This window comes from Streptomyces sp. NPDC024555 (assembly GCF_055559335.1).
This window is the reverse complement of sequence record NZ_JBVHKV010000008.1, coordinates 202,028-217,870: the sequence shown is the minus strand read 5'-3', so window position 1 is coordinate 217,870 and position 15,843 is coordinate 202,028. Positions and strand designations below refer to the sequence as shown.

Below are 15,843 nucleotides of genomic sequence, written 5' to 3'. Positions count from 1 at the left end.
TCCCTCAGACGGGGACGCCGATGTGGTGTTCCTCCTGGCGGGCCGCGGGTTCGATGGTGGCGAACAGGTGGTCCGCCGCCAGGGCACCCGGGCCCGTGACGGTGAGCAGGAGGAGGGTCCAGCAGAAGAGGACGGCGGGTTCGCCGCCGTTCTCGATGGGGAGCAGGGCCGTGTGCTGGTGGACGTCGAAGTAGGCGAAGGCCATGGAGCCGGAGCCGATGAGGGCGGCCGTCCGGGTACCGAGGCCGATGAGGACCAGGGTGCCGGCGGCCAGTTGGATGACGGCCGCGTACCACCCCGGCCAGCTGCCCGCCGGGAGCTGTTCCCTGCCGAGCACGCCGAAGAGCGAGGCGACGCCGTGGCAGGTGAAGAGCAGTCCGACGACGATCCGGAACAGACCGAGGACGTAGGGGCGGGCCCGGTCGAGGTGCGTGACCCTCATGTGCGGACGCCTCCCGTCAGCTGTAGATGCCGAACTCGTAGAGCGAGTAGCCCCAGCCGGTGCCGCGGGCGGTGGCGTTGATCCGTACGTAGCGGCCGGTGCCATTGACGTCGAAGTCGTCGATGTCGCCGTCGCCGTCCGTCACGGACTTCACCGTCGTCCAGTTCTGGCCGTCCTCGGACGTCTGGATGTCGTACGCCTTGCCGTACGCCGGGTCCCAGGACAGCTGGACGTGCTTGAAGGTGGTGGAGGCGCCCAGGTCGACCTGGAGCCACTGCGGGTCGCTCCAGTCGCTGGCCCAGCGGGTGTCGGACTTGCCGTCCACGGCGCTGGACGCGGCGCAGGGGCAGCCGCCCGTCGGGTCGGTCTGGAAGGAGGAGGCGGTGGCCGTCTTGCCCAGCGCGACGTTCGTGCCCTCCACCTTCGGCGGGACGACCTTCAGGGACGTGGTCTCGATGCCGGCGTTGCCGTGGCCGTCGGTGGCCTTCACGTAGACCTTGTAGACACCGGTCTTGGACGGGGCCTTCGCGGTGAGGGAGCCGTCGCCGTTGACCGTGGTCTCGGCCGGGACCAGGGCCTTGTTCTGGTCGATGTAGTTGCTGCTGAAGAGGACCTGGTAGGTGAGCGCGTCACCGTCCGGGTCGCTGGTGGGGGCGGTGATGTGGACCTGGCCGCCGGTCGGTACGCCGCTCGTCGCGTCGTCGACCGTCATGCCGCTGATCACCGGCGGGGTGTTGTCGCCGGAGGTGTCGGCGCCGTACGCCTTCTTCACCGCGTAGTACGAGAGGCGCTTCTCGCCGCCGGGCAGCAGGTTGAACCACACGCCGCCGAAGTCGTTCTCGGTGCCGTAGTGGAACATCGTGGCGCCGAGCGCCACCCCGGTGTGTCCGGTCACGCAGCCCCACGCCTTGGTGTAGCCCTCGGCCTTGGCGACGTCGGTGGGCTCGGTCGGCACGCCGTTGGCGTCGTCGTCGACCTCCCACTCACCGGCCGGACCCGTCTCGGTGACGATGTACGGCTTGTCGTAACCGCCCTGCTCCCAGTCGGACTTGACGTCGCACACCGCGTTGTAGGCGTTGACGGCGTACAGATCGAGGTCGGGGGCGTTCTTCTTGTAGTACGGCCAGGCCCCGGTCCAGGCGTCCGTGGAGGTCACCGGGTGGTTGGGGTCGACCTGGTGGATCTTCTTGGCGATCTCGTTGACGAAGGAGGTGTACGCGTTGCGCTGGGCCTCCAGTTCGTCGCCGCCGTAACAGTTCTGGAGGCCGAGCGTGGACTCGTTGCCGACGTTCCACATCAGCACGCCGGGGTTGTCCTTGTAGGTGTCGACCCACTTGGGGAACTCGGCGAGCATGTCGTTCTTGTACTGCGTGTCCGTGAGGTAGTTGACGCAGCCGCCGCTGCCGGGGCCGCCGCCGGGCTGGAGCCAGAAGCCGGCGATGACCTTCACGCCGTTGGCCGCCGCCGTGTCGAAGAGCGGCTTGCTGGTGGCGTCGGTGCCCCAGGTGCGGATGGTGTTGACGCCCATGGACTTCAGATCGGGCAGGTACTTCTCGGCGTCGGCGACCGAGGGGCCCCAGGTGAGGCCCTTGACCGTATACGGCGAACCGTCCACGGTCAGCTGCCAGTTGCCCTGTGATCCGGTGACCTTGACGACGCTGCCCGCGGCCTGGGCCGCCGGGGCCTGCACGGCGAGCAGTCCGCCGCCGAGCAGGGCGGCCGCCGCGAGCGGCGTCACCAGGCGCTTGGTCCTGCGGGCGGCCCGGCGCGTGGACCGGTGTGTGGGGGGATGGTGCATGCGAGTGCTCCTAGCGGGTGGTGAGGGTGCGACGGAAGCGATCTTGGAGAGCGCTCTCCAAGATCGGCCGAAAAAAGGCCCCGCCTCCGTCCGGTTGTGGGGGTGTAGGGGACTACGGGAGCTGGTAGTTCTCGTCGAGGACCGCGCCCTTGTCGGGGTGGTTCTCGTCGTAGCCGTGCGGGTCGCACTGGAGGCCGCCCTTGACGCAGTGGGTGACCATCGCGTCGAGCGTGCGGGCGTCCCAGCCGTTCATGAAGTCGTAGTGGAACGAGAAGCCGCGGCCACTCGCGAGCTTCACCTGCGACATGTCACCGTTGACCGGCCAGGCCATCTTGAACTCGATCATCGGCAGTGCCACCGGGTGATCGGCCGGGCAGGAGTTGTAGTTGTTGCCCGAGGCCACCGGGTACGCCATGTGGCTCTTGTGGTCCGGGGTGTCCAGATGGATGCCGTCCCAGCAACTCGGCGCCTGGAGGCGGAGGTTGAGCTGGACCTCGCGGCGGTCCGGGCAGGCCGCCGGGAAGTCGTAGTTCTTGAAGCTCTCGGCGCACTCCCAGCCCTCGACCGTGCCCTTGAGGTTCTTGAACTCGTCCTGGGTCTGCATCGGGGAGCCGACGACGTACCGCAGGCCCTTGGGGAAGGGGCGGACGCTCCGGTAGTCGGTGACCCCCGACTTGTAGTAGATCGTCTGGACGCCGTCCGGGAGCACCTTGGTGTCCCCGTTGAACAGGCTCGGCATCCAGTACCCCGACTTGTCACCGGGGGCCAGACACGTGGTGTCGCCGTTCTGGAGCGAGTCGGCGGTCGTGTACGCGTCCGTCGTGGTGTTGCCCATGAACGTGTGGTCGTGGGACTTGCCCGGCTGGCCCGGATACACGATCGGGTCGTCCGGAGCGGTGTGCGTCGGCGCGCACTTGGCCTGGAACTCGTGGAAGTACGCCTGCGGCGGCACCTCCATCGACGGGGTGACCCCGGTGACCGGCGGATCGGCCATGATGTAGCCGTCCCCGTCCGGATCGTCCGCCGAGGCCTGCGTGGAGTTCGCCATCCCGGGCATCCCCGGCATGGAGTACGCGGCGTGCTGCGCGTGCGTGCCCGCCGCCTGTGCGGGGCTTTCGGTGGAAGCGTTCGCCGTCGCCGTGATCCCGGCGATCCCCGCCGTGGTCAGCGTCAGCGAAGTGAACAAGAGCAGTCCGGTGAGGGTTCTCGACCTCCGTGGCATGGAGACCTCCTCCTGCGTTCGTGGGGGATTGCATGGAGTTGGGAGAGCGCTCTCCCACTCGGGAGTGTTCCGCTCCTGACAAGAGCGTGTCAATAGTTGGTGAACTACGGGCACGCGCGGCGGGGCGCGGGGCCGCCGCCGGCCGGCCCTCCCCCGGGGTGTGACCGGTCGTCACGGCGGGGGTGTGCGGCGGAAAGGTCCTCGGTGGTGGGTGCGGTGTAGTACCCCTGGAGGGGCAAGGAAGGTTCGTTCTCGTCCGGGAGTCGTCGATGGCCGTTCGCCGCGTTGTACCCAACATCCGTACGGAGGCCGCGCAGGAGAGCCGGGAGTTCTACGGCCTGCTGGGCTTCGAGGAGGTCATGAACCACGGCTGGATCATGACGCTCGCCTCCCCGGCCGGCCCGGCGGCGCAGATCAGCGTCATGCAGAGCGACAAGACCGCGCCCGTCGTGCCCGACATGAGCATCGAGGTGGACGACGTGGACGCCGCCTACGAGGTCCTGCGGGAGAGCGGCGCGGAGATCGTCCATGCGCTGCGGGACGAGGAGTGGGGCGTACGGAGGTTCTTCGTCCGCGACCCCGCGGGGCGGGTGGTCAATGTGCTGGGGCATCGCTGACGGCGGTGGCCGCGGCCCGGCGGAGGCGGGGGAGGGCGCCTCCGCCGGCGGCGACGGCGGCCGGGCGGGGAACTGCTGACCCGCTGACCTACCGAAGCGCCGCGCCGCCGCCGGGCGAGGGCGACGGGCGGTCCGGGCGCACCACGCATTTCACGAAACCGGGCCGGCGGTCGGCCAGCTGGGCGAAGCCGTCGTCGACGGCGTCGAGCGGGACCGTGTGGGTCAGGAGGGGCTCCAGGGTCAGCCGGCGTTCGGCCATCAGACGCAGGCCGGTGCGCAGGGCGTCCCGGTGGCGGTGGCGCTGCGGGGTGAAGCCGTTGACGAGGGTGACGCCCCGGTACCAGAGCTCGACGTCGAGCTCGCGGGGGCCGCTGTGGTGGTAGCCGCCGACGCACAGGGTGCCGTGCGGGGCCGTGAGCTGTCCGGCCAGCCGCAGGCCCGCCGCACCGCCGGTGAACTCGACGACCACGTCGTAGGCGGCGGGTTCGGCGTCCCCGGGGGCGCGTACGTCGTCGGCGCCCAGCTCCGCCGCCAGGGCGCGGGCCCCGGGGAGCGGGTCGATGCCGGTCAGCAGGGCGGGCGCGTGGGCCGCCGCCGTCTGCACGGCGATCAGGCCCATGAAGCCCAGGCCCACCACCGCGACCCGCTGCCCCGGGCGCAGCCCGCACCGGGACAGGGCCTCGACGACACAGGCCACCGGTTCCCCGAGGACCGTGTCCGCCGGGGTGTTCGCGGGCAGCGGCAGCAGGTCGGCGGCGGGCACGTGCACGAGGTCGGCGAAGGCCCCGGAGGCGAATCCGGTGACCTGTTCGCCGATCCGCCAGCCGTGCACCCCGGGCCCCAGCGCCTCGATCACACCGGAGAGTTCATGGCCGAGCCGCAGCGGCTCGGGGCCCCGGTGGCCGGTCCAGGCGGGGAGTTCGGAGGCGCAGACCCCGGAGAGCACGGTGCGCACCGCGACCCGCCCCGGGCCGGGCGCGGTGTCCGGGACCTCGACGGTCTCGCTCAGACGCGGGGCGACGAGCTGGGAGAAACGCATGGTCAGCGGCCTTCCTCGGGGCGGAGCGCCAGGGCGAGCGCGCCCCGGACCGGCGGGACGTCGAGCAGTACGGGCACCGTGCCCGGCAGGATCCCGGCCAGCTCCCGGGCGAACGCGTCGAACAGCCGCGGCTGCGCGGTGACGACCCCGCCCGCCGCCACGACGGCGTCGGTGCGCGCGCCCCGGGCGGCGAGCCGGCCCACCAGCGCGGCCAGCGCCCGGCCGCCCTCCTCGATCACCCGGGCGGCGGCGGCCGACCCGGCCGCGGCGGCGGAGAAGACCACCGGGGCGTGCCGCCCCCAGGTCTCGACCCCGTCGTCCCAGCTCATCACGGCGGCCAGCTCCGGCAGTCCGGGCACCCCGAACGCCCCGAGCAGCGCCGCGTCCAGGGCGTCGGGCGCACCGCCCTCGTCGGCCCGCCCGAGGACCGCCCGTGCCGCCTCCCGGACCAGCGCCGATCCCGAGCCCTCGTCGCCCAGCACCCAGCCCCAGCCGCCCGCCGAGAGCGGGGCGCCGGTGTCGCGGTGGCGGCCCACGGCGATCGAGCCGGTGCCGGCCACCACGCCGACGCCGTGGCCGAACCCGGCGGCGGGCACCAGGAGTTCGGCGTCGTTGACCACGGTGACCGGAATGCCGAGCCGGGCACGCAGCTCCCCGGCCAGGACCGCGCACTGCTCGGGCGTCTCGCAGGCGTGCGCGCCCACCGCGAGCCGGTCCGGGACGGTCCCCAGACGCTCCGTCAGCCAGTCGGCCGCGTCCGGGAGCGAGCGGGTCTGCCAGCCGGTGGACGGCCAGGTGCGGTCCTCGGTCACGGTGCCGTCCTGCGCGCTGGCCAGCAGGGCACGGGTCTTCGTGCCGCCGATGTCGATCCCGGCGACCAGGCCGGGGACGGGGGGTGTCATGCGACGGGCTCCGCGGTCTTGGTGTCGGCGTTGTGGAAGACGAAGTCCTCGATCTCCACGCCCCGGGCGTGGGCGAGGGAGGCGGCGAGCCGCTGGAGCGTCACCGTCTCCAGGACCGTCCGCACCGGCAGCGGCACCCCGTCCGGGACGCGGGCCACGCGCAGCGGGCCGTCGTCGGCCACCGGCGCGGCGGTGACCAGCAGCGTCGGATGGCCCGCCCCGGCCAGGGTGCGGGCGAGCGGCACCTCGCGGCCGTCCCCGATCACCACGTGCAGGGTGCGTCCCGCGGACTCCATCGCCCCGTGCAGATAGTTGCGGGTGGCCAGTGCGGTGGCCGGCACGCGGCAGACCTCGCGCAGCAGCAGCGCGCCCGCCTCGGAGGCCGCGAGCCCGGCGCCCGAGGCGACGACGTCGGCCGCGACCGCGTCCGGGGCCAGGGCGGCGAAGGCGTCCACGACCGGGCCCGTCGTCCGCTCGTGCTCCGCCACCCGTTCGGCGATGCCCGCCCACTGGGCGGTGATCGCGGACAGCGGATGCCCGGCGAGGGCGCGGGCGGTCATGGTCAGGCCGACGAGGGTGCCGGTGTAGCCGAGGGTCGAGGCGTAGCTGTCGGGTTCGCTGCCGAGGTCGATGCTGCGGGCGGCCGCCTCGGTGAGCGGGGAGGGTGCCATGTTGACCAGGGCCACCCGGCGTTCGGGCGCCACGAGCGACAGCGCCTCCAGCGTCTCGGTGCTGCGGCCGGACTGGGAGACCCCGACGACCAGACCGGCGCGGGCCGCGAAGGCCGTGCGGGGACCGAGGTCCCCGGCCAGCTCGCGGCGGGCGGCGATCCCGTCCTCGGCCAGCACGCGCACCGGCAGGGCGAGGGCCGCGTGGCTGGCGCCGATCCCGACGAAGACGGTCTCGCGCGCCTCGGGCACCGGTGCGCCGAGGGCCAGTTGCTCGGCCACCCGGCGGGCGACGCGCTCCAGGGCGGCGGGCTGGGCGGCCCGTCCGGCGAGATACGGAATGGTTCCTTCGGGCGCTGCGGCCACGGGGGGTCCTTTCGCGGGCGCACCACGCCGCGCCGTGCCGCGGGCGCGGTCCGGCGTGGTGCGTCGGGTCGGTGGGGGGAGGGTCAGGCGGAGCCGCCGCGGACGAACGAGGTCCGCAGCCGGTACCGGTCTCCCCGGTAGGTGATCGTGGTGACGAGGACGACGCGGCCCCTGGTGTCCGTCATGGACTGCTGCATGACGAGCACCGGGTCCCCGGCCGAGAGGTCCAGATGGGGTGCCAGTTCCGGCGGGCAGCCGCGCGACTCGATCATCGACTCGGCGTTGACCGGCTCCGAACCGGCGGAGGTCAGCTCCTCCAGGAGCGAGGAGGTGGTGAAGTCGGTGTCCACGAGTCCGGGCGCGTGGTGGAGCACCACCCGGGAGGAGTCGACGCCGATCGGCAGCCCGTCCAGCAGCCGCACCCGGTCCAGCCGGAACAGCTCCGTACCGGCCGCGACCTCGAACTCCTCGGCCTCGTCGAGCGTGGCCGCGACGACCTCGGCGCGCAGCACCTGCGAGGTGGGCACCAGCCCCTTGCGGCGGGCCGTCTCGGTGAACGACTCCAGGGAGTTGGGCCATACGCGATCGGCGCGCCCCTCCACGTACCAGCCCCGGCCGTGCGAGGAGCGCAGGGTGCCCTGCTCGACCAGGTGGTGGAGGGCGCGCCGCAGGGTGACGCGGCTGATCCCGAGCTGGGCGCAGAGTTCGCGCTCGGCGGGCAGCCGGCGGCCGGCGGGCAGCGAGCCGTCCTTGACGCGCTGCTCGATCACCTCGGCGGCCTGCACCCAGAGGGGCTCGTGGTGGTCGGCGGCGAGGGGCGCGTTGTCCTCGGGCGTCGTGTTCACCGTATGCCTGTCCTTCCCAGCGGCCGCCGCGGTGCGGGCGAACTGCGGTCCATTCTCACACCCCCGCGAGCCGCTCGAAGGCGGCGTCGAGGCCCGGGTCGGTCCGTTGCCGGGCGGGGTCGGCGTCGAACCAGCGGATGATCTCGGCCGCACCCTCCCGGAAGGGGGTGCGAGGGCTGAACGAGGGGAGGAGCGTGGCGAGTTTGCCGTTGTCGTAGAGCAGGGAATGACGGAAGTCCTCCGTGAGTACGGGCCCCATCCAGTCGATCTCCCGCCCGATGTCCTCACTCGAACGGTGGACGAGCAGGGGCTCGGTCCCGGCCGCGCGGGCCAGGGTGCGGTGGATGGTGTCCCAGGTGAGCACCTCGTCCGAGGTGATGTGCAGGGAGGAGCCGGTGAGCCGGTCGTCCCCGAGTACGCCGGTGAGGGCGCGGGCGAAGTCCCGGGCGTGCATCAGGTTCCACAGCGAGGTGCCGTCGCCGTGCACGACGGCGGGCCGGCCGCGCCGCCAGCGGTCGACGACGGTCCAGCCCGCCAGCAGCGGCAGGACCTGCTCGTCGTAGACATGGGCGGGCCGCACGATCGCGGCGGGGAACCCCTCGCGCCGGTAGGCGCGTTCCAGCACCTCCTCGCACTCCAGCTTGAGCCGGGGGTAGTCGAAGGCGCCGGCCCGGCGGGCCGCCGACTCGTCGACCGGCAGCAGCGGGGCGGGGCGGGCGTACACGGACGCGGTCGAGACGAACACGTACTGCCCGGTGCGTCCGGCGAAGCGGGCGACGTCGGCCGTGACGTCGTCGGGGTGGTAGCCGATGAAGTTGACGACGACGTCGAAGGTCTCGTCGCCCAGCGCGGCCCGCACCGAGGCGTCGTCGCGGACATCGGCGGTCAGGGCCCGCACCGCGTCCGGCACCGGACGCCGGGTGTCGCGGCCCCGGGTGAGGACCGTCAACTTTGCGTCCGTGTCCGCGAGTTCACGGGCGCAGGCGGAGCTGAGCACGCCGGTGCCGCCGAGGAAGAGTATGCGCTGTCCGGTCATCGTCGCCCCCGGGAGATGCCCTGCCCGACCAGCTGGTCGTAGCAGCGGCCGAGCAGGTCGTACATGTCGTGGTCCGAGCGGTCCATCTCCACGATGTGCCAGCGGACGCCCGGGTTGGCGCGCGCCGCCGCCGCCACGTCCACGACGCCCTCGCCGAAGGGCACCATCGCGTCGTCCATGCCGCGCGCCGGACCGTCCTTGAGGTGGACGGACTCCAGGCGAGGGCCCAGCGAGGCGGCCACGGCGGCGGGGTCGGCGCCGCCGGTGTGCGCCCAGTAGGTGTCCAGCTCCACCAGGACCGCCGGGTCCAGGGCGTCGAGCAGCACCTCGTAGGCGGTGCGTCCGCCGTAGTGGTGGCGGAACTCCGCGAAGTGGTTGTGGTACGCGACGCGCATGCCGCGCCGGGCGGCGTTGGCCGCCGCCTCGTTGATCCGCTCGGCGCCGCGCGCGAGCGCGCCGGCCGAGGCGAACTCCTCCGGCTCCAGGCTCCACACCAGGGTGTCGGCGCCCAGTTCCTCGTAGGTGTCCAGGATCTTCTCGGCGTCCTCGCCCGCCGGGAAGGGGGCGTGGGCGCTGCACAGCACGAGCCCGAGGTCGTGGAGCCGGCGGCGGACGACGGCGGGGCGGTGCCCGTACAGGCTGATGGTCTCCACGGCCGGGTAGCCGAGCGCGGCGACCTTCTCCAGGACGCCGAGGAGGTCGCGGGAGGCGTCCTCGTGCAGCGACCAGAGCTGCGCGGCGACGGGCGGGGGTGGTGGGGTCATGCGGTGGTGTCTCCGATCGTGCGTCCGTTGCCCAGTGGCCAGCGGGTGGACCACGAAGCGATGCCTTCCTCGCCGACGCCCGCCGCCCAGAGCGCCGCCTGGCGCACGAGCTGGCGGAAGCCGGGGTTGCCCCAGGCACGGGGGTCGTGGCCGAGCGCGGTGTAGCAGACGCGTCCGGCGCCGTGCTCGCGCACGTAGACCAGGGGTTCGGTCCCGGTGGGGGTCTCGCGCTCGGCGAGGACCGTCACGTCGTCGGCGTACTCCAGGACGTAGTACTCGTCGTCGACGGCGAAGTCCGGCAGATGCCGGGTGACCGGGTGGTCCGCGCGGATCCGCACCTCGATGCGGCCCTCGGAACCCTGGTCGCCGTGCGAGAGGTAGCGGGAGCCGACGAGTCCGTACGCCGCCCGGTCGGCCTCCAGCCCGCCCTCCTCGAAGCCGAAGAGGTTGCTGGAGTGCAGGACGACCAGCCCCTTGCCGCCCGCCACCAGCGACGACAGCGCCTCCTGCTGGCGCGGGTCGAAGCGGGTGGAGGAGCGGTAGAGGACGTACACATCGGCTTCCGAGGTGGCCGGGAGCGGATCGACGAAGCGGTCGAGGCCCATCGCACGGGCGGTGGGCAGGCCCGCTTCCGTCACGATCTCCTGGAGCGCCAGGGCGGCGCCGATCAGGTCGTGGTGGAGGTCCGTCCCCTCCACCACGACCAGGGCCGAGGCGGGGCCTCGCAGTCTCATCGCCGTTCGCTGCCTTTCGTCGCGGGGGTGTCGTCCCGGCTCAGCCGGACTTCTTGAGGGACTCGGCGTACTCGCGGGCCATCCGGTCGCCGCCGTTGCCCTTCCAGGTGCGGACCGCGTCCTTCAGCGAGGAGGCGGGGGAGCGGCCGAGGAAGACGGCGGTGACGGCGTCGCGCATCTGCTGCTCCAGCGCGGCGCCCTTGGTGTTGTAGGTCTGCGAGTACAGGTGCGCGGCCGGGTTCTTGACCAGCAGCGGCACGGCCTTCTGCTGCCAGTCGTGGTACTGCTTGTCGACGCCCGGCGCCCCCTGCGGATTGCAGAGCACCTGCGGGCCGCCGACGATGTACGCCAGTCCGAGGTCCTGTTCGCGCTGGCCGCGCGTGGTGAGGACGGGCACGCCGTCCTTCATCGTGTAGTCGGAGCCCTCGGCCCCGTAGCTCATGACGAAGGACTCGCGGGAGCCGAACGGGGCGGCGATGTAGTCGAGCACCCGCAGGAAGCGGTCGACGCGCGCCTTGTCGCTCGTCTTCTTGAGCATCGTCATGGCGTAGGCGCCGCCGCCCTGCCAGTAGACGGCCTTGCCGCCGTCCTGGGCGAACGGGGGGATCATCCCGAACTCCAGGGTGTGGTCCTCGGCGACGATGCCCATGGCGCGGTTGCCGTCCGCGACGACGCCGAGCTTGCCGGAGCGGAACAGCGCGTCGCGCTGCACCTTGCTCATGGTCGCGGTGTCGGGGTGGAACCAGCCGCTGCGGCGCAGGTCGGCGAGCGCGGCGATCGCGGGGACGAACTGCTCGTGCTCGTACGCCGAGACGAAGGTGCCGTCGCTCCCGGTCTCCCACTTGTTGGGGACGCCGAACATCATCAGCATCGAGTCCGGCATCGCGGTGTCGTTGACCCCGCCGCAGAAGGCGTAGACGCCGTGGCGGGCGCTGGTGACGGCGCGGGCCATCTCCTTCAGCTCGGTCAGGGTGGCCGGGACGGCGTTGGCGCCGGCCTTCGCGAGGAGGTCGGTCTTGGTGTAGAGCTGCGTGGTGAAGACCGGGTCGGACTTGGGGACGCCGTAGATGCGGCCGTTGAGGTACCCGTTGAGCCAGTTCGCCTCCTGGATGCCGGCGAGATTGGGGTACTTCTTCACGGCGTCGCCGGAGAGGTAGTCGCTCAGATCGGTGAACTGGGCCTCGGCGAGCTGCGGGAGGCGGGCCACGTTCATGAAGACCGGGACGGAGACCACTTCGGGCAGGTCGTTGCCCGCGACCATCGCGGGGAACTTCGTCGCGAAGTCGGCGGAGGGCACCAGGACCGGCTTGACCTTGACGTTCAGCTCCTTGTTGAGGAGCTGCCAGTAGGCGTTCTTCTCCAGCGGCGGCGCGGGCTGGCCGTAGGTCATCACCAGCACCTCGAAGTCGCCGCCGTCGCCGACGGGGCCCTTCACGGTGCGCGGGCCGTCGACCGGGAAGCCGGCGTAGACGTCCATGACGCCCTGCGCGTTCCCGGCGTACTGCGGCTTCGGCTTGAGGGGTTCGACGTACGTCGGTACGGGGACGGCCTTGCCCGCGGCGGCGGTGGAGCCCTTGGCGGCCCCGTCCTCGCAGGCGGTGAGGGAGGCGAGCGCGCCACCGCTCGCGGCGGTGATCGCGGCGGCCTTGAACAGGGTGCGGCGGCTGAACTGGGTGTTCGACATGACGCGGTGTTCTCCTAGAGAGGACCCGGTGGGCTGACTAGCCCTTGATGGCCCCGGTGAGCATCCCCTTGGACATGTGCTTGCTGAGGAAGGGGTACGCGCACAGGATGGGAAGCGTGGCGATGACGACGAGCGCCATCTGCACGGACTGGGCCGGCGGCGCCGACCGGACGGGTGTCGCGGCGTTCGAGGTGACGTGGTTCTGCAGGACGAAGGAGCGCATCACCAGCTGGAGCGGCCATTTGTCCTGGTCGGTGAGGTACAGCAGCGGGCCGAAGTAGTTGTTCCAGTAGCCGACGGCGATGAAGAGCCCGACGACCGCGATGACCGCCTTGGACAGCGGCAGGACGACCGAGCGGAAGATCCGCCATTCGCCGGCCCCGTCGATCCGGGCGGCGTCGAACAGTTCCTGCGGGATCGCCTGGATGAAGCCGCGGACGATCACGATGTTGAAGGCGCTCACCGCCCCGGGGATGATCAGCGACCAGTAGGTGTTGAGCATCCCGAGCTGCTTGACCATCAGATAGACCGGGATCATCCCCGGTGCGAACAGCAGGGTGAGCAGGGTGAAGGAGAGCAGCCCGCGCTGGAAGAGCGAGCCGTGGCGGCTGAGGCCGTAGGCCGCGAGCACCGTGCAGAAGAGGCTGAAGGCGGTGCCGACGAGGGTCACCAGCACACTGACGACGAGCGAGCGGGCGACGCCCGTGCCGTCGAAGATCTGCCGGTAGGCCTCGAAGGAGACGCTGGTGGGCCAGAGGACGTAGCCGCCGTTGGCGTCGATCTGCTCCTTGGTCGCCAGGCTGGTCGAGACGACGGTCAGGAACGGGAAGATCACCACGGCGCAGATGAGGAAGAGCGCGAGCCCCTTGAGCGCGAGGGCGACGGGCCGGGGTTTGCCCTGCCAGGGCGGGCGTGCTGGGGAGATGCTCATCGGCGGTAGATACCTTCCTCGCCGAAGCGGTGCGCGAGTTTGTTCGCGGCGAGGACGAGCACGAGGCTGACCACGCCCTTGAGCAGGCCGGCCGCGGTGGCCACGCCCCAGTTCCCGTCCACGACGCCGTTGAAGTAGACGTAGGTGTCGAGGACTTCGGCGGCCCCCGGGCCCACCGCGTCGCGCTGGAGGAGGATCTGCTCGAAGCCGACGGTGAGGGCGTCGCCCAGGCGCAGGATCAGCAGCAGGATGATGATGGGCCGCATCCCGGGCAGCGTGATGTGCCAGAACCGGCGCCAGGCACCCGCGCCGTCCATGACCGCCGACTCGTAGAGCTGGGAGTCGATGGCGGCGATCGCGGCGAGGAAGACGATCGTGCCCCAGCCCGCGTCCTTCCAGATGGCCTGCGAGGTGAGCAGCAGCTGGAAGGTGCCGGGGTCCGACATGATGTCGATCCCGCTCATGCCGTGGGTGGCGAGCACCCGGTTGACGGTGCCGCCGCCGCCCAGCATCTGCTGGAAGAGGGCCACGATGATGACCCAGGACAGGAAGTGCGGCAGGTAGATCACCGACTGCACGAACTTCTTCACCATCGGCATCGCGATGGAGTTGAAGAGGACGGCGAGCAGGATCGGTACGGGGAAGTAGAGCAGCAGCTGGAGGAACGTGATCTGGAACGTGTTGCCCAGCGCGCTCCAGAAGAGGTTGTCCTGGAACAGGCCGGTGAAGTTGGACCAGCCCACCCAGGTCGAGCCGGAGAAGCCGAGGAACGGCACGTAGTCCATGAACGCGACCACGCTGCCGAGCAGCGGTATGTAGGTGAAGAGCAGCAGGACCACGACGGCCGGGACCGTCATGAGCAGGAGCGGGGAGTCCTGCCGCAGCCGGGTGAGGAAGGACGCGCGTCCGTCCGTGGGCCGCGGGGATGTCCGCGGTGCGTCCGGGGAGTCCGGCGGACGTCCGCGCAGTGACCTCAGCACCCGGGGCGGGGCTTCGTTGACCGCCATGCGCACCTCTCGTCGCGTAAAACCGAGCAGAAACCAGAAGAGTGCGGGGAACGTACCACTTGAACCAAAGCAATACAACAAGTAGCGTCCCGGTGACGTGAGGACGCTCTACCCACCCGCCATGGACCACAGTTGGGACCCGTCATGGATGACCGCACCGCCCTGCTCCCGGCCCCGGTGAAAGCCGAGTTCACCTCGGAGTACTGCGCATTGGGGGCGGAATCGCCGTTCACCGTGGACGGTCCGCCGACGGCCGCCGCGATGGTGCGTGCCTTTCTCGCGTCCTTGCTCCCGGGAGCAGACCACGAGATACCAGGTAGTACCACTGGATACGCCGAGGTCTGTGTGACCGTCGACGAGGACGCCCCCGACCCCGGCGCCCACACCCTGCGGATCACCCCGGAACGCGTGGAGATCCGGGCCGCCGGCACCGAGGGCGTGGCCCAGGCGCTCACCACCCTGCGCCAGCTCCTCCCGGACGCGGTCTGGCGCCGCGCCGCGACCCCGCCCCCGGGCGGCTGGCGGCTGCCCTGCGGAACGGCCGAGGACCGGCCCGCCCACCCCTGGCGCGGCGCGATGCTCGACGTCGCCCGCCACTACTTCCCCCCGCGCACCGTGCTGCGCTACGTCGACCTGCTCGCCGCCCACCGCTTCAACCGGCTGCATCTGCACCTGAGCGACGATCAGGGCTGGCGGGTCGAGAGCCGGCTGCACCCCGCCCTGCACCGCACCGGATCCTGGCGCCCCTCCACCCGCCTCGGCCCCGACGGACCCGACGACGGCACCCCGCACGGCGGCCACTACACCCTGGACGACCTCGCCGAGATCGCCGCGTACGCCCGGCTGCGCGGCATCACCCTGGTCCCCGAGATCGACGTCCCCGGGCACAGCTCCGCCCTGCGCGCCGCCCTGCCCGCACTGGGCCGGCCCGGCGAGGACCAGGCCGTCCTGGACACGGTCTGGGCGGGCGGCACCTCCGTGGCACCGCTGCCGCGCACCGAGGCCGTCCTGCGCGACGTGCTCGGCGAGATCATCGACGCCACCGGCGCCCCCTACGTCCACCTCGGCGGCGACGAGTGCGCCATGGACTGGTGGGCCGAGGACCCCGAGGTCGCCGGGGCCATGGCGGAGGCCGGCTGCGCCACCCCGCAGGAGATGCACGGACACTTCCTGCGCTCGCTCGGCCGCTTCCTGGCCGGACGCGGAGTGCGCATGGTCGTCTGGGACGAGGGCCATGTCACCGGCGGGGTGCTGCCCGACAGCATCGTCATGGCCTGGCGCGGCGACGAGGCCGCGGGCCGGGCCGCCGCCACGCACCAGATCGTCCGCTCCCCGCTCTTCCCGACCTACTTCAACTTCGACCAGTCCGACCTGCCCGCCGAGCGGCGCTCGGAGGGCGGCCCGATCACCCTCGACGACGTCGCCGCCTTCGAGCCCGCCCCGTCCGGCTGGAGCCCGGAGCAGCGGGAGCGGGTGCTCGGCGGCCAGTTCCAGATCTGGACGGAATGGGTCCACGACGAACGGCACCTGGACTACCTCGCCTTCCCGCGCGCCTGCGCCCTGGCCGAGGTGCTGTGGACCGGGGGCGTCGCGGACCCGGACGCCTTCCGGGCCCGGCTGGAGCGGCATCTGCGCAGGCTCGACGCGATGGGCGTCGAGTACCGTCCCCTGGACGGCCCCCACCCCTGGCAGGAGGGCGGTACGGGGGTCTGGCGGCGCTCCTCGCCCGGACGCATCGCGGAGACCCGCGCGTGGCTCGACTCGATCTCCCATCAGGCCTGAGGAACC

General features: G+C 71.9%; 15 protein-coding genes. 2 read left to right on the top strand and 13 right to left on the bottom strand.

Features of this window, described 5'->3' with window-relative positions; translation table 11 throughout:
• Nucleotides 1-4 precede the first annotated feature (4 nt).
• The 3 genes from ACZ4FH_RS15990 to ACZ4FH_RS15980 form a co-directional block, all read right to left on the bottom strand.
• A complete protein-coding gene (locus tag ACZ4FH_RS15990) occupies nucleotides 5-442 on the bottom strand; it encodes a DoxX family protein (RefSeq protein ID WP_467305165.1) in 438 nt (145 codons plus the stop codon).
• 16 nt (nucleotides 443-458) lie between these two features.
• On the bottom strand, nucleotides 459-2,240 hold the full coding sequence (locus ACZ4FH_RS15985; RefSeq protein WP_467305163.1) for a discoidin domain-containing protein: 1,782 nt from the start codon (nucleotides 2,238-2,240) through the stop codon (nucleotides 459-461).
• Between the two features lie 112 nt (nucleotides 2,241-2,352).
• A complete protein-coding gene (locus ACZ4FH_RS15980; protein ID WP_467305161.1) occupies nucleotides 2,353-3,462 on the bottom strand; it encodes a DUF1996 domain-containing protein in 1,110 nt (369 codons plus the stop codon).
• Between the two features lie 269 nt (nucleotides 3,463-3,731).
• Between ACZ4FH_RS15980 and ACZ4FH_RS15975 the strand changes: the two genes are divergently transcribed.
• Entirely contained in the window at nucleotides 3,732-4,079 is a 348-nt protein-coding gene (locus tag ACZ4FH_RS15975) for a VOC family protein (protein WP_467305159.1), read from the top strand.
• A gap of 88 nt (nucleotides 4,080-4,167) precedes the next feature.
• On the opposite strand, the gene ACZ4FH_RS15970 is transcribed toward ACZ4FH_RS15975, so the two are convergent.
• From ACZ4FH_RS15970 to ACZ4FH_RS15925, 10 genes are all read right to left on the bottom strand, one after another.
• Complete coding sequence (locus ACZ4FH_RS15970; protein ID WP_467305158.1) at nucleotides 4,168-5,118, bottom strand: alcohol dehydrogenase catalytic domain-containing protein; 951 nt, start codon at nucleotides 5,116-5,118, stop codon at nucleotides 4,168-4,170.
• A gap of 2 nt (nucleotides 5,119-5,120) precedes the next feature.
• Nucleotides 5,121-6,020: an N-acetylglucosamine kinase gene (locus ACZ4FH_RS15965; protein ID WP_467305157.1), complete on the bottom strand. Its 900-nt coding sequence runs from the start codon at nucleotides 6,018-6,020 to the stop codon at nucleotides 5,121-5,123.
• Nucleotides 6,017-7,054, bottom strand: a complete 1,038-nt coding sequence (locus ACZ4FH_RS15960) for an SIS domain-containing protein (protein ID WP_467305155.1) — start codon at nucleotides 7,052-7,054, stop codon at nucleotides 6,017-6,019. Before ACZ4FH_RS15960 ends, ACZ4FH_RS15965 begins: the two co-directional genes overlap by 4 nt.
• An 83-nt stretch (nucleotides 7,055-7,137) precedes the next feature.
• Nucleotides 7,138-7,899: a GntR family transcriptional regulator gene (locus ACZ4FH_RS15955; RefSeq protein WP_467305154.1), complete on the bottom strand. Its 762-nt coding sequence runs from the start codon at nucleotides 7,897-7,899 to the stop codon at nucleotides 7,138-7,140.
• 55 nt (nucleotides 7,900-7,954) lie between these two features.
• On the bottom strand, nucleotides 7,955-8,935 hold the full coding sequence (locus ACZ4FH_RS15950; protein WP_467305152.1) for an NAD-dependent epimerase/dehydratase family protein: 981 nt from the start codon (nucleotides 8,933-8,935) through the stop codon (nucleotides 7,955-7,957).
• Nucleotides 8,932-9,699 (bottom strand): sugar phosphate isomerase/epimerase family protein, encoded by a 768-nt coding sequence (locus ACZ4FH_RS15945; protein ID WP_467305151.1) that lies wholly within the window; start codon nucleotides 9,697-9,699, stop codon nucleotides 8,932-8,934. The genes ACZ4FH_RS15950 and ACZ4FH_RS15945 overlap by 4 nt, the downstream gene beginning before the upstream one ends.
• Nucleotides 9,696-10,433, bottom strand: a complete 738-nt coding sequence (locus ACZ4FH_RS15940; protein WP_467305149.1) for a ThuA domain-containing protein — start codon at nucleotides 10,431-10,433, stop codon at nucleotides 9,696-9,698. Before ACZ4FH_RS15940 ends, ACZ4FH_RS15945 begins: the two co-directional genes overlap by 4 nt.
• A gap of 40 nt (nucleotides 10,434-10,473) precedes the next feature.
• Nucleotides 10,474-12,117 carry an extracellular solute-binding protein gene (locus ACZ4FH_RS15935; RefSeq protein WP_467305147.1) on the bottom strand — a complete coding sequence of 548 codons (1,644 nt, stop codon included), beginning with the start codon at nucleotides 12,115-12,117 and terminating at the stop codon, nucleotides 10,474-10,476.
• Nucleotides 12,118-12,154: 37 nt separating this feature from the next.
• On the bottom strand, nucleotides 12,155-13,048 hold the full coding sequence (locus ACZ4FH_RS15930) for a carbohydrate ABC transporter permease (RefSeq protein WP_467305145.1): 894 nt from the start codon (nucleotides 13,046-13,048) through the stop codon (nucleotides 12,155-12,157).
• Nucleotides 13,045-14,055: an ABC transporter permease gene (locus tag ACZ4FH_RS15925; RefSeq protein WP_467305144.1), complete on the bottom strand. Its 1,011-nt coding sequence runs from the start codon at nucleotides 14,053-14,055 to the stop codon at nucleotides 13,045-13,047. The genes ACZ4FH_RS15930 and ACZ4FH_RS15925 overlap by 4 nt, the downstream gene beginning before the upstream one ends.
• A 144-nt stretch (nucleotides 14,056-14,199) precedes the next feature.
• On the opposite strand from ACZ4FH_RS15925, the gene ACZ4FH_RS15920 reads away from it, so the two are divergent.
• The gene (locus ACZ4FH_RS15920) at nucleotides 14,200-15,837 is read left to right on the top strand and encodes a beta-N-acetylhexosaminidase (RefSeq protein ID WP_467305142.1); all 1,638 of its coding nucleotides are present in this window, start codon (nucleotides 14,200-14,202) and stop codon (nucleotides 15,835-15,837) included.
• Nucleotides 15,838-15,843 lie beyond the last annotated feature (6 nt).